This is a genomic window from Enterobacter cloacae complex sp. FDA-CDC-AR_0132 (assembly GCF_003010695.1).
In the GTDB taxonomy this organism is placed as follows: domain Bacteria; phylum Pseudomonadota; class Gammaproteobacteria; order Enterobacterales; family Enterobacteriaceae; genus Enterobacter; species Enterobacter ludwigii.
Window position 1 is genome coordinate 2,462,829 of sequence record NZ_CP027618.1, and the last position, 13,777, is coordinate 2,476,605.

General features: G+C 56.8%; 12 protein-coding genes. 8 read left to right on the forward strand and 4 right to left on the reverse strand.

What is annotated here, in order from left to right:
* The first annotated feature begins 21 nt into the window (after nt 1–21).
* Genes fhuC through fhuB form a run of 3 tightly spaced genes read left to right on the forward strand, consistent with a single transcriptional unit; the run spans nt 22 to nt 3,688 of the window.
* Nucleotides 22–819 (forward strand): Fe3+-hydroxamate ABC transporter ATP-binding protein FhuC, encoded by a 798-nt coding sequence (fhuC, locus tag AM379_RS11905; RefSeq protein WP_020882606.1) that lies wholly within the window; start codon nt 22–24, stop codon nt 817–819.
* On the forward strand, nt 819–1,709 hold the full coding sequence (fhuD, locus tag AM379_RS11910; protein WP_040018653.1) for a Fe(3+)-hydroxamate ABC transporter substrate-binding protein FhuD: 891 nt from the start codon (nt 819–821) through the stop codon (nt 1,707–1,709). Before fhuC ends, fhuD begins: the two co-directional genes overlap by 1 nt.
* A complete protein-coding gene (gene fhuB / locus AM379_RS11915; RefSeq protein WP_106503738.1) occupies nt 1,706–3,688 on the forward strand; it encodes a Fe(3+)-hydroxamate ABC transporter permease FhuB in 1,983 nt (660 codons plus the stop codon). Before fhuD ends, fhuB begins: the two co-directional genes overlap by 4 nt.
* Before the next feature lie 56 nt (nt 3,689–3,744).
* Here fhuB and hemL read toward each other — a convergent pair whose 3' ends face one another.
* Nucleotides 3,745–5,025 carry a glutamate-1-semialdehyde 2,1-aminomutase gene (gene hemL, locus AM379_RS11920; protein ID WP_041162433.1) on the reverse strand — a complete coding sequence of 427 codons (1,281 nt, stop codon included), beginning with the start codon at nt 5,023–5,025 and terminating at the stop codon, nt 3,745–3,747.
* 177 nt (nt 5,026–5,202) lie between these two features.
* Here hemL and clcA point away from each other — a divergent pair, with 177 nt between their 5' ends.
* Both clcA and erpA read left to right on the forward strand, forming a co-directional pair.
* Entirely contained in the window at nt 5,203–6,603 is a 1,401-nt protein-coding gene (gene clcA, locus AM379_RS11925) for a H(+)/Cl(-) exchange transporter ClcA (protein WP_032681634.1), read from the forward strand.
* An 85-nt stretch (nt 6,604–6,688) separates the two neighbouring features.
* On the forward strand, nt 6,689–7,033 hold the full coding sequence (erpA, locus tag AM379_RS11930; RefSeq protein ID WP_013095643.1) for an iron-sulfur cluster insertion protein ErpA: 345 nt from the start codon (nt 6,689–6,691) through the stop codon (nt 7,031–7,033).
* A 56-nt stretch (nt 7,034–7,089) separates the two neighbouring features.
* On the opposite strand, the gene AM379_RS11935 is transcribed toward erpA, so the two are convergent.
* From AM379_RS11935 to mtnN, 3 genes are read right to left on the reverse strand one after another with little or no spacing between them, the layout of a single operon-like run.
* Complete coding sequence (locus AM379_RS11935; protein WP_014168690.1) at nt 7,090–7,713, reverse strand: TRIC cation channel family protein; 624 nt, start codon at nt 7,711–7,713, stop codon at nt 7,090–7,092.
* Between the two features lie 27 nt (nt 7,714–7,740).
* A complete protein-coding gene (btuF, locus tag AM379_RS11940; RefSeq protein WP_106503739.1) occupies nt 7,741–8,541 on the reverse strand; it encodes a vitamin B12 ABC transporter substrate-binding protein BtuF in 801 nt (266 codons plus the stop codon).
* On the reverse strand, nt 8,534–9,232 hold the full coding sequence (gene mtnN, locus AM379_RS11945; protein WP_014168692.1) for a 5'-methylthioadenosine/S-adenosylhomocysteine nucleosidase: 699 nt from the start codon (nt 9,230–9,232) through the stop codon (nt 8,534–8,536). Before mtnN ends, btuF begins: the two co-directional genes overlap by 8 nt.
* An 82-nt stretch (nt 9,233–9,314) precedes the next feature.
* Between mtnN and dgt the strand changes: the two genes are divergently transcribed.
* The 3 genes from dgt (at nt 9,315) to cdaR (ending at nt 13,709) form a co-directional block, all read left to right on the forward strand.
* Nucleotides 9,315–10,829 (forward strand): dGTPase, encoded by a 1,515-nt coding sequence (dgt, locus tag AM379_RS11950; protein ID WP_068795199.1) that lies wholly within the window; start codon nt 9,315–9,317, stop codon nt 10,827–10,829.
* A 131-nt stretch (nt 10,830–10,960) separates the two neighbouring features.
* Nucleotides 10,961–12,397 (forward strand): serine endoprotease DegP, encoded by a 1,437-nt coding sequence (gene degP, locus AM379_RS11955; RefSeq protein WP_032679638.1) that lies wholly within the window; start codon nt 10,961–10,963, stop codon nt 12,395–12,397.
* A gap of 154 nt (nt 12,398–12,551) precedes the next feature.
* On the forward strand, nt 12,552–13,709 hold the full coding sequence (cdaR, locus tag AM379_RS11960) for a DNA-binding transcriptional regulator CdaR (protein WP_020882613.1): 1,158 nt from the start codon (nt 12,552–12,554) through the stop codon (nt 13,707–13,709).
* Nucleotides 13,710–13,777 lie beyond the last annotated feature (68 nt).

A 13,777-nucleotide genomic window follows, 5' to 3' on the forward strand; every position in this document is an offset into this window, starting at 1 on the left:
TTTTTATTTAAGTTGGCCGATATGCAGGATAATCAAACGCAATCCGACACCACCTTCACGCTCAATAATCTCTCCTTTCGCGTGCCCGGACGCACCCTGCTGCATCCGCTCTCTTTGACCTTCCCGGCAGGTAAAGTGACAGGCCTGATTGGTCACAACGGCTCTGGTAAATCAACGCTGCTCAAAATGCTTGGCCGCCATCAGCCGCCGTCAGAAGGCGATATCCTGCTGGACGGTCAGCCGCTGGAGAGCTGGAGCAGTAAAGCCTTTGCCCGCAAAGTGGCGTATCTGCCGCAGCAGTTGCCGCAGGCGGAGGGGATGACCGTGCGTGAACTGGTGGCGATTGGGCGTTATCCGTGGCACGGCGCGCTTGGCCGTTTCGGCGTGGCCGACAGAGAGAAAGTGGAAGAGGCGATTGCGCTGGTGGGGCTAAAACCACTGGCCCACCGTCTGGTAGACAGCCTGTCAGGAGGGGAGCGTCAGCGCGCGTGGATAGCAATGCTGGTGGCCCAGGACAGCCGCTGCCTGCTGCTCGACGAACCGACCTCTGCGCTGGACATTGCCCATCAGGTCGACGTGCTTGCGCTGGTGCATCGTTTAAGCCAGCAGCGCGGTCTGACGGTTATCGCGGTCCTGCATGATATCAACATGGCCGCGCGTTACTGCGATTACCTCGTTGCCCTGCGCGGCGGTGAGATGATCGCCCAGGGGACGCCGTCTGAACTGATGCGCAGTGAAACGCTGGAACACATTTACGGTATTCCAATGGGGATTTTGCCTCACCCTGCCGGGGCTGCACCGGTGAGCTTTGTGTACTGATGCTGGATTCTATGTTGATGAGTCGCCGTCGTCTGCTGACGGCAATGGCGCTTTCACCGCTGCTGTTAAAAATGAATACCGCGCGTGCGGCTGCGGTCGATCCACACCGCATTGTGGCGCTGGAATGGTTGCCGGTAGAGCTGATGATGGCGCTGGGCGTTACGCCCTATGGTGTGGCGGATATTCCCAACTACAGGCTATGGGTGAATGAGCCGAGGCTACCGGACTCGGTAATCGACATCGGCCTGCGCACCGAGCCAAATCTCGAACTGCTCACCCAGATGAAGCCGTCATTCCTGTTCTGGTCTGCAGGTTACGGCCCGTCAGAAGAGACAATGGCACGGATTGCGCCCGGCCGTGGTTTCTCCTTCAGCGACGGTAAAAATCCGCTGGCGATGGCGAAAAACTCCCTCCACGAGATGGCACAGTTCCTTAACCGTGAGGTTGAGGCCAAAAAACATCTCGACGATTTTGATGCCCTGATTAACGCCCTGAAGCCGCGTTTTGCTCACCGGGGCGATCGCCCGCTGCTGATGGTGACGCTGCTGGATGCCCGCCATATGCTGGTCTTTGGGAAAAACTGCCTGTTCCAGGACGTGCTCGACAGTTTTGGTATTCGTAATGCCTGGGAAGGGGAGATGACCTTCTGGGGCAGCACCGCCGTGGGGATTGACCGTCTTGCGGCATTTCGCGATGTGGATGTGTTGTGCTTTGACCACGGCAACGAGCGGGAGATGCAAACCCTGATGGCGACGCCGCTCTGGCAGGCAATGCCGTTTGTGCGTGAAAAACGGTTCCTGCGCGCACCTGCGGTATGGTTCTACGGCGCGACGCTTTCTGCCATGCACTTTGCCCGCGTGTTGGACAACGCGCTGGGAGGCCAGGCATGAGTAAGCGTATTGCCCGTTTCCCGGCACTGTTACTTTGCCTCCTTTTCCTGTGCGCGCTGGCATTGACCTGGTTCAATCTGTCGACGGCCTTACCGCGCGACCAGTGGCGTGCGGCGCTAGTGACGCCAGATATCGATAATATTCAGCAAATGCTGTTCCACTACAGTCTGTTGCCGCGCCTTGCGATTTCGCTGCTGGTCGGTGCGGGATTAGGGTTGGTGGGCGTTTTATTCCAGCAGGTACTGCGTAACCCACTGGCCGAGCCGACGACGCTTGGCGTGGCGACCGGGGCACAGCTTGGGATCACGATTACCACACTCTGGGCGTTTCCTGGGGCATTGACCTCGCAGTTTGCTGCCCTCGCCGGTGCGTGTGTGGTGGGCGCGCTGGTATTCGGCGTCGCCTGGGGCAAACGTCTCTCCCCCGTCACGCTTATTCTTGCGGGGCTGGTGGTGAGCCTGTACTGCGGCGCGATTAATCAGCTGCTGGTGCTGTTCCATCACGATCAGCTGCAGAGCATGTTCCTCTGGAGCACCGGTACGCTCACCCAGACCGACTGGAGCGTCGTGCAGCGTCTGTGGCCGCAGCTCGTCGGTGGCGTCGTGTTGACGCTGCTGCTCTTGCGCCCGCTGACGTTAATGGGTCTTGATGATGGCGTTGCGCGTAATCTGGGGCTGGCGCTGTCGCTGGCCCGTCTGGGGGCGCTGACGCTGGCGATTGTGCTCAGTGCCCTGCTGGTTAATGCGGTAGGCATCATCGGGTTTATCGGGCTATTTGCGCCGCTGCTGGCAAAAATGCTCGGTGCGCGCCGCCTGCTGGCGCGCCTGATGTTAGCCCCGCTGATTGGCGCGTTGATCCTCTGGCTTTCCGATCAAATCATTCTCTGGCTGGCACGCGTCTGGATGGAAGTGTCTACCGGTTCGATGACGGCGCTTATCGGTGCACCGCTGCTGCTGTGGCTGCTGCCGCGTCTGCGCAGTATCAGCGCGCCAGCGATGGATGCTGGCGATAAGGTCTATGCTGAGCGCCAGTCAGTGCTGGGGTTCAGCCTTGCCGGGCTGGCAGTGCTGATTGTTATCTCATTTGCCGCGCTCGCTTTCGGACGCGATGCGGTGGGCTGGCACTGGGCGTCTGGGGATCTGCTTAACGAACTCATGCAGTGGCGCTGGCCGCGCATTCTCTCGGCGTTAATCGCCGGGGTCATGCTGGCGGTGGCGGGCTGTATTATCCAGCGTCTGACCGGTAATCCGATGGCCAGCCCGGAGGTTCTGGGTATCAGTTCTGGTGCCGCCTTTGGCGTGGTCCTGATGCTGTTCCTGGTGCCGGGAAATGCCTTCGGCTGGTTGATGCCTGCCGGGAGCGTTGGCGCGGCGGTGACGCTGCTGATCATCCTCATTGCCTCCGGGCGTGGTGGGTTTTCCCCTCACCGGATGCTGCTTGCCGGGATGGCGCTCAGCACGGCATTTACTATGCTGCTGATGATGCTGCAGGCGAGTGGCGATCCGCGTATGGCCAAGATCCTGACCTGGATCTCCGGTTCAACGTACAGCGCCACCGGCAGCCAGGTCGTGCATTCCGGGATTGCAATGATCGTATTGCTGGCGATGGTGCCGCTGTGCCGTCGCTGGATGACCATTCTGCCGCTGGGCGGCGAGACCGCGCGTGCGGTGGGGATGGCCCTGGCGCCGTCCCGTATCGGGTTACTGCTGCTGGCCGCATGCCTCACGGCAACGGCCACCATGACCATCGGCCCGCTGAGCTTTGTCGGCTTAATGGCGCCGCACATTGCCAGAATGATGGGCTTTCGTCGCACGATGCCGCACATTGTGATGTCGGCGCTGACGGGGGGCGTAATACTGGTGGTGGCTGACTGGCTGGGGCGGATGGTGCTGTTCCCGTACCAGATACCTGCCGGGTTGCTGTCGACGTTTATCGGGGCGCCGTACTTTATCTATTTGTTGAGAAAGCAAAGCAGGTAGAAGGGCGGTGGGGTATTGCCCTCTCCGGGTGGAGAGGGCAGCAGTTCGTTTCTGTCTTACAACTTCGCAAAGACCCTGCGCGCAGCATCGATAGTCTTATTGATATCGTCTTCGCTGTGCGCGACGGACATAAAGCCTGCTTCAAACGCGGATGGTGCCAGGTAGACGCCTTCTTCCAGCATCAGATGGAAGAAGCGCTTGAAGCGTTCAACGTCACACTTCACCACATCCTGATAGCAGGTCACGGTTTTCGCATCGGTGAAGAAAATCCCGAACATCCCACCAACGTGGTTTACCACCAGAGGAATACCGGTTTCTTGCGCGGCCTCCAGCAGGCCGTTGGCCAGTTGAGTTGTCAGATCGGTCAGGGTTTCGTGAATACCCGGCTGCGCGACTTCGGTCAGACAGGCGAAACCTGCGGCCATCGCAATCGGGTTGCCGGAAAGGGTTCCCGCCTGGTAGACCGGGCCAGTCGGCGCCAGCGCTTCCATCACCTCTTTACGTCCCCCGAATGCACCGACAGGCATGCCGCCGCCGATGATTTTGCCAAGGCACGTCAGGTCCGGCTCTACGCCGTAGTAAGACTGTGCCCCCGCCAGCGCGACGCGGAAGCCGGTCATCACTTCGTCGATGATCAGCAGAGCGCCAAACTCATCGCACAGAGCGCGCAGACCCGGCAGGAACTCCGGCTGCGGTGGAATGCAGTTCATGTTGCCTGCGACAGGTTCAACGATGATACAGGCAATCTCCTGCGGATACTGCTCGAAGGCTGCCCGAACGGTGTTCAGATCGTTATAGGTGCAGGTCAGGGTATGCTTCGCAAAGTCAGCCGGTACGCCCGGTGAGTTCGGCTGACCGAGGGTCAGCGCGCCGGAGCCGGCTTTTACCAGCAGGCAGTCCGCATGACCGTGGTAGCAGCCTTCAAATTTGATGATCTTGTCACGGCCGGTAAAACCACGTGCCAGGCGGATCGCGCTCATGGTGGCCTCGGTACCGGAGTTCACCATACGCACCATGTCCATTGTCGGGACCAGTTCGGTGACCAGTTCCGCCATTTTCACTTCCATCTCGGTTGGCGCGCCGAAGCTCAGGCCGCGCTGGGCGGCTTCGATCACCGCATTGCGGATAGCAGGATGGTTGTGACCCAGCACCATCGGACCCCAGGAGCCGACATAATCGATATAGGCTTTGCCATCGACATCATACAGATACGCGCCGTCAGCACGTTCGATAAACAGCGGCGTACCGCCTACGCCGGTAAAGGCGCGAACAGGCGAATTCACGCCACCTGGGATAAGCTCGCGGGCTGCACTGTAGAGGTTTTCAGACTTGCTCATGGCGTCGTTCCTGGTTCGTATAAAATGATTAAGCACACTATTCTAAGTGATCCTCGGAAGGTAATGAAATTTTTGCCCCCTTTCATGCCCAAACAATTGTTAAGTATTTTTCACGGGATGATATTACGCACTCTGGTAAAATCCCTGCGGTTATTTGTATGACGAAAAGAAACGGTAATGAAAGCAGACACTCATTCTTATACTGAACAGCAGTTCAGACGTGCACAGCACCGTATCAGCATCCGGCGCTTGCTTAATCGTGATAAAACGCCGCTGGCTATCCTGCTGGCTGCTGCCGTGGTCGGCGCCGTTGCCGGGCTGGTGGGTATCGCCTTCGAAAAAGCGGTTAACGCGATAATGAACTGGCGAATTGGAACCGTGGCGGGTTTTGCCTATAGCGGTGGATGGGTATGGGTGTGGGCCTTTGGCTTATCTGCGCTGTTTGCCATGGTGGGCTATTTCCTGGTCCGTAAATTTGCGCCGGAAGCGGGCGGTTCCGGGATCCCTGAAATAGAAGGCGCACTGGAAGAGCTGAGGCCGGTTCGCTGGTGGCGCGTCATCCCGGTAAAATTTATCGGTGGCATGGGAACGCTCGGGGCAGGCATGGTGCTCGGGCGCGAAGGGCCAACGGTGCAGCTGGGCGGAAACGTTGGGCGCATGGTCGGCGATCTGTTTCGCATGCGCAGCGCGGAGGCGCGACATACGCTACTGGCAACGGGGGCGGCGGCCGGCCTTTCGGCGGCGTTCAACGCACCGCTCGCGGGGATCCTGTTCATTATTGAAGAGATGCGGGCACAGTTTCGCTACAACCTGATCTCGATAAAAGCGGTATTCACCGGCGTCATTATGTCGAGCATTGTCTTTCGCATTTTTAATGGCGAAGGTGCGGTGATTGAGGTGGGGAAACTGACCAATGCGCCGGTGAATACGCTGTGGCTGTACCTGATTCTCGGCATGATTTTTGGCGTGGTCGGCCCGCTGTTTAACACGCTTATCTTACGCGCTCAGGATATGTTCCAGCGCCTTCACGGTGGGAATACTACCCGCTGGGTATTGATCGGCGGACTGCTGGGCGGCGGCTGCGGCGTGCTCGGCTTCATTGAGCCCAATGCCGCAGGCGGTGGCTTCGGGCTGATACCGATTGCCGCAGCGGGTAATTTCAGCATTGGTCTGTTGCTGTTCATGTTTATTTCGCGGGTGATTACCACCGTATTGTGCTTCTCCTCCGGTGCGCCTGGCGGTATTTTTGCCCCGATGCTGGCGCTGGGTACGCTTCTGGGAACCGCGTTTGGCATGGTCGCTGCTGCCGGATTCCCGGCCTATCATCTGGACGCCGGGACCTTTGCTATTGCCGGAATGGGCGCGCTGCTGGCGGCGTCCCTGCGCGCGCCGTTGACCGGCATCGTGCTGGTTCTGGAGATGACGGATAATTACCAGCTCATTTTGCCAATGATCATTACCTGTCTCGGCGCGACACTATTAGCCCAATTCCTGGGTGGAAAACCGCTATACTCCACCATTCTTGCTCGTACCCTGGCAAAACAAGAGGCCGAGCGGGCCCCGACGCAGAATACTTGAATGAATTACCAGGGTATTAGATAATGACATAAAGAATTGGGTGAATTTTACCCAATAGCAGTAGCAGTATTCATGGGAGCATAAGATGAGTGATGACGTAGCGTTGCCGCTGGAATTTACCGAAGCAGCAGCCAACAAAGTGAAAACCCTGATTGCCGACGAGGACAATCCGGATCTGAAACTGCGTGTCTATATTACCGGTGGCGGCTGCAGCGGCTTCCAGTATGGCTTTACCTTTGACGATCAGGTCAACGACGGCGATATGACTATCGAGAAGCAGGGCGTTGCGCTGGTGGTTGACCCGATGAGCCTGCAGTACCTGGTGGGTGGTTCGGTGGATTACACTGAAGGCCTGGAAGGTTCGCGCTTCGTTGTGACTAACCCGAACGCGACAAGTACCTGTGGATGTGGCTCTTCGTTCAGCATCTGACAGGGATGCAGTCGTAAGCCCGGTAAGCGTAGCGCCACCGGGCTTATAAACAACGCTTATCGTGCATTATCATCCAGCGCAAACGTCGGCAGCTTCAGATGCCAGCGTATCGCCGCTAACCGTATCCCCAGCGTGACCACCATACCCAGCATGGCTGCATTTTCTAGCGGCATCGCAAAGGTGTAATACGCCGTCGCGTGAACAATCCCACCAATAATACACGCCGTGGCATAGATTTCGGTACGCAGGATCATGGGAACTTCACGCGCAAGAATGTCGCGAATAATCCCGCCGCCGACCCCGGTTAACACGCCCATGCAGATGGCCACCATCGGGCCCGTTCCCGCATTGAAGGCTTTGTTGACCCCGATGCCCACAAAGACGGCCAGACCGACGGCATCCAGTACCGGGAGTATCCATTTCGGTAACCGGCGGGGTTGGCGAACCAACACAATGGTCAACAGACAGGTGACCATCGCCACCACCAGATCGGTTGGATCTTTTACCCAAAATACCGGGCCATTCGCCAGGGCCATATCACGTATCGTCCCGCCACCCACGGCGGTGACCACGCCCAGCACCAGCACGCCAAACGGATCCATGCGCAGTTTTCCGGCGAGTAAAACGCCGGAGATAGCAAAAACGGCTGTGCCAAGAATATCCAGCCAATAAACGAGCATCGTTAAATCCTCGAGCGGGGTATGTTGTTAGTGACTCTCTGCCAGCGCGGCACAGAGCTGTTTTGCGGCGAGGATAATACGCGGGCTGGCGCGTTCAAACCAGTCACTGGTGAGGGGGATCACCGGTATTTTTAGCTGACGTTGCCAGAATTGTTCAATTTTAGGAATCTCGCTCGCATTTCCGACCACCACGATGGCCTGTGGCTGGCGTGCGAGCACCTGTTCCCGGCTGACCTGAGGCCACGGCACCCGGCTGGCTGCAAAGATGTTTTCACCGCCGCAGATTTCCAGCACCTGATTCTGAATGGATCCTTTCCCGGTGGTGAACAGCGGCTGGCTGCCAAACTGCAGGAAGATGCGTTTTTTGACGGGGGTATCGTAGCGGGATTTCAGCGCGGCATAGTCGCTGAGCATCTGTTTCGCGGCATTCTCGGCTTTTGCTGGGGTTGGGCTGTAGGGGGCCAGAGAACGCAGTGCCTGAGCGACCTGCTCAATGCTCACCGCATCAATCCACATCACCTTGATCCCAAGCGAGGAGAGCTGGTTGACCTGCCGCTCGGCGTTACCGCCGCGCCAGGCGAGCACGAGATCGGGTTTAAGCGCCACGATGCGCTCAATGTTCATCCCTTGCCAGGTCGCTACCTGTTCAATATGGGCCGCTTGCGGAGGGTAATCCGAAAAGCTGCTCACGCCGACAGGCGTGATCCCTGCGGCAAAGGCCAGTTCGGTGTTTGCCGGAGAGAGCGTAATCACACGCGGCGTGGCAAATAGCCATGCCGGTGCGAGAAAAAGCAGGGCGACCAACGCCCTGATGTATGGGTTACCCACGAGCCAGTTTCTGCACCAGGCGCTCCACCATCACGGTGGACTGTTTTGCCGCAACGGTCAGGAACTCGTCGAAGCTGATATGAGACTGCTGGTCAGCCACGTCGGAGATGGCGCGAACCACCACGAACGGAACGTTGAAGTTATGGCAAACGTGAGCAATGGCGGTCGCTTCCATCTCAACGGCAACGGCCTGAGGGAAGTTATGACGAATTTTCGCCAGGCCGACGGAGCCATTGATGAACGCATCACCGCTGACGATCAGGCCGCGTACCGCGTTGAGGTTCAGCTCAGCGATGCAGCTTTCAGCCGCCGCAATCAGTTTATCATCGGCTTTAAACCCGGCCGGGCAACCCGGAAGCTGACCGTATTCGTAGCCGAATGCGGTAACGTCTGCATCGTGGTAACGCGCTTCATCGGAAACAACGATATCACCGACTTTCAGCGTCGACGCCAGGCCGCCTGCAGAACCGGTGTTAATGATAACGTCCGGCTTGCAGCGTTCGAGCAGCAGGGTCGCGCCCAGCGCAGCAGCAACCTTACCGATGCCTGATTTCAGCAGAGCGACGTCAACGCCATTCAACTGGCCGGTATAGATCTCACAGCCACCGAGGGAGAGAGTCTGACGGTTCTCAATTTTGTCACGCAGCAGCGTAACTTCTTCTTCCATTGCACCAATAATGCCGATTTTCATAGATTTACTCGCGATGTGCCTTGTTAAGATGCATAGTCTATCATGCGGTTAAGAGGAAACGCATTCTCACGCGGGGGAGCACATGTCACCAATCGATTTTCGCACCAAAATTAACTGGCACCGACGTTTCCGTTCGCCGCAGGGCGACAAGAGCGAGCATGAGATCCTGCGTATCTTCGAAAGCGATCGTGGGCGGATCATAAACTCGCCGGCAATCCGTCGGTTACAGCAAAAAACCCAGGTGTTTCCGCTTGAACGTAACGCTGCGGTGCGCACGCGCTTAACGCATTCTATGGAAGTTCAGCAGGTTGGCCGCTACATTGCCAAAGAGATTTTAAGCCGTCTTAAAGAGCAGCAGCTTCTCGAAACCTATGGGCTGAATGAGCTGACCGGGCCGTTTGAGAGCATTGTTGAGATGGCCTGCCTGATGCATGACATCGGTAACCCGCCCTTTGGTCATTTTGGCGAAGCCGCCATAAATGACTGGTTTAAACAGCGGCTTTATCCTGCTGATGCGGTAAGCCAGCCTCTGAGCGATGACCGCTGCCTGGTGCGGGATTTACGCCTGCGCGAAGGTGAAGACGCGCTGAACGACCTGCGGCGTAAAGTCCGTCACGATCTCTGTCACTTCGAAGGCAATGCGCAGGGGATCCGGCTGGTCCACTCCCTGATGCGTATGAACCTGACCTGGGCACAGGTGGGGTGCATCCTGAAATATACGCGACCGGCCTGGTGGATGGGCGAGACGCCCGCGTCGCACAGTTATTTGATGAAAAAGCCGGGCTATTATCTTTCTGAAGAAGCCTATATTGAGCGCCTGCGTAAAGAACTTTCTCTGACACCAAACGGCCGTTTCCCCTTAACCTGGATTATGGAAGCTGCCGACGACATTTCATATTGTGTTGCCGACCTGGAAGACGCCGTTGAGAAAAGAATATTCAGCGTTGAAGAACTTTATCAGCATCTTTATGAGGCCTGGGGAACGCATGAAAAAGGCTCGCTGTTTGCTCAGGTTGTCGAAAATGCCTGGGAGAAATCGCGTTCAAATACATTAAGCCGCAGCACGGAAGATCAGTTCTTTATGTATTTACGGGTCAATACATTAAATAAACTGGTGCCTTATGCCGCCTCGCGCTTTATTGACAACCTGCCGTTAATTTATAGCGGCGAATTCAACCATGCGTTGCTGGAAGATGACAGCAGCTTTAGCCAGCTTCTTGAGCTCTATAAAAACGTGGCCGTGCGTCATGTTTTCAGCCATCCGGATGTCGAACAGCTTGAGCTGCAGGGATACAGGGTTATCAGTGGGTTACTCGAAATCTATCGGCCTCTGCTGCAATTATCCGTCGACGAGTTCAGCGAGCTGGTGGAAAAAGAGCGCGTGCGGCGAATACCGATCGAATCCCGGCTTTATCAGAAACTTTCAACCCGCCACCGTCTGGCTTATGTCGAAGCCATCGGCAAGGTGGATCGTCAGTCGCCCCAGTGGCCGGTGCTGGAATATTATTATCGCTGCCGTCTTATCCAGGACTATATCAGCGGGATGACAGATTTGTATGCCTGGGATGAATACCGCAAGCTCATGGCGGTGGAATAAGCACGGAGTTTTGTAAAGACGGCCAATAAATTTTTACCTTTTCCATAAACTTATGGCCGGAACTAAGCGGTATAAAATGAATCTGAGTTACACAGCAATTTTGCGTTATCTGTAAATCGAGATTAAGACACATGAAAAAAACCACATTAGCAATGAGTGCACTGGCTCTGAGTTTAGGTTTAGCGCTGTCTCCTCTGACTGCTACTGCAGCTGAGACCGCATCGTCGGCAGCGACCGCGCAGCAGATGCCAAGCCTGGCACCGATGCTCGAAAAAGTGATGCCATCGGTGGTGAGTATTAACGTTGAGGGCAGCACAACCGTCAATACGCCGCGTATGCCGCGTAACTTCCAGCAGTTCTTTGGTGATAACTCACCTTTCTGCCAGGACGGTTCGCCATTCCAGAGCTCCCCGTTCTGTCAGGGCGGTGGTGCTGGGGATGACACCCAGGGGGGTGGCCAGCAGCAGAAATTCATGGCGCTTGGCTCGGGTGTGATTATCGATGCGGCGAAAGGCTACGTCGTGACCAACAACCACGTTGTTGATAACGCCAACAGCATTAAGGTTCAGCTGAGCGACGGGCGTAAATTTGATGCCAAAGTGGTCGGGAAAGACCCGCGCTCCGATATCGCGCTGATCCAGATTCAGGATCCGAAAAACCTGACGGCGATTAAAATTGCCGACTCCGATGCGCTGCGTGTCGGTGATTATACCGTCGCTATCGGTAACCCGTTCGGTCTGGGTGAAACCGTAACCTCGGGGATTGTTTCCGCGCTGGGTCGTAGCGGCCTCAACGCCGAAAACTATGAAAACTTCATCCAGACGGATGCCGCCATCAACCGGGGTAACTCCGGCGGTGCGCTGGTGAACCTGAACGGTGAGCTGATTGGTATCAACACCGCGATCCTTGCACCAGACGGCGGCAATATCGGGATCGGCTTTGCTATCCCAAGTAACATGGTGAAAAACCTGACCGCGCAGATGGTGCAGTATGGCCAGGTGAAACGCGGTGAACTGGGGATTCTGGGTACCGAACTGAATTCCGAACTGGCTAAGGCGATGAAAGTTGACGCCCAGCGCGGCGCATTTGTCAGCCAGGTGATGCCGAACTCCTCCGCGGCGAAAGCGGGCATTAAAGCGGGTGATGTCATCACCTCCCTGAACGGGAAACCGATCAGCAGCTTTGCCGCGCTGCGTGCTGAAGTGGGCTCCATGCCGATTGGCAGCAAAGTGACCCTCGGCCTGCTGCGTGACGGTAAACCGGTTAACGTGAGCCTGGAACTGCAGCAGAGCAGCCAGAATCAGGTTGATTCCAGCACCATCTTCAGCGGCATTGAAGGCGCCGAGATGAGCAATAAAGGTCAGGACAAAGGTGTTGTGGTAAACAACGTTAAAGCGAACAGCCCGGCTGCGCGCATTGGCCTGAAAAAAGGCGATGTGATCATGGGTGCGAACCAGCAGCCAGTGAAAAACATCGCTGAACTGCGCAAAATTCTGGACAGCAAACCTTCCGTGCTGGCGTTGAATATTCAGCGTGGTGATACCTCAATTTACCTGCTGATGCAGTAATCCTCTCAAGCCCCTGTTTCAGATGAGCAGGGGCTTTTCACCTTTCTGTGACCTTTTCCACAACTCCATACTTCTCCCTTTCACTTTGTGCATTCGCACAATGCAGCGGTAGCTGAACTTCCCTATGCTTGAGCTCTGCTCACAGGAGGGTTACATGGCTGGCTGGCATCTCGATACCAAAATGGCGCAGGATATTGTGGCACGCACCATGCGCATCATTGATACCAATATCAACGTAATGGATGCCCGTGGGCGCATTATTGGCAGTGGCGATCGTGAGCGTATTGGGGAATTGCACGAAGGGGCGCTGCTGGTGCTCTCCCAGGGGCGGGTGGTGGACATCGACGATGCGGTGGCGAAACACCTGCACGGTGTCCGTCAGGGCATCAATTTACCGCTGCGTCTTGAGGGGGAAATTGTTGGCGTTATCGGCCTGACCGGCGAGCCGGAGTCGCTGCGAAAATATGGCGAACTGGTCTGTATGACGGCGGAGATGATGCTTGAGCAGTCGCGCCTGATGCATCTGCTCGCCCAGGACAGCCGTCTGCGTGAAGAGCTGGTGATGAACCTGATTCAGGCGGATGAGCATACCCCTGCACTCAATGAATGGGCGCAGCGCCTGGGAATCGATCTGAATCAACCGCGCGTCGTGGCGGTAATTGAGGTGGACAGCGGCCAGCTTGGCGTCGACAGTGCGATGGCTGAGCTGCAGCAGCTGCAAAATGCGCTGGCGACACCGGAACGCGATAACCTGGTGGCGATTGTCTCTCTGACGGAAATGGTGGTGCTCAAGCCCGCGCTGAACGCGTTCGGGCGCTGGGATGCAGAAGATCATCGTCGTCGCGTGGAGCAGTTGATTGCCCGCATGAAGGAGAATGGACAGCTTCGTTTTCGCGTCGCGCTGGGCAATTACTTCACCGGTCCGGGCAGTATTGCCCGTTCCTGGCGTACTGCCCGCACCACCATGATGGTGGGTAAGCAGCGGATGCCGGAAAGCCGCAGTTATTTCTACCAGGATCTGATGCTGCCGGTGCTGCTCGACAGCCTGCGCGGTGGCTGGCAGGCCAATGAGCTGGCACGTCCGTTAGCGCGCCTCAAGGCGATGGACAACAACGGTCTGCTGCGTCGGACGCTGCAGGCGTGGTTCCGTCATAACGTACAGCCGCTGGCAACGTCGAAAGCGCTGTTTATACATCGCAATACGCTGGAATATCGACTGAACCGGATTTCGGAGCTGACAGGACTGGATCTGGGGAGCTTTGACGACAGGCTGCTGCTTTATGTGGCGTTACAGCTCGATGAGCAGAGATGAGTGAAATACGGCCTGATGCCCTTACGCCATCCCTTTCCACGGGAGAGGGCGCAAACACTAAAACGGCA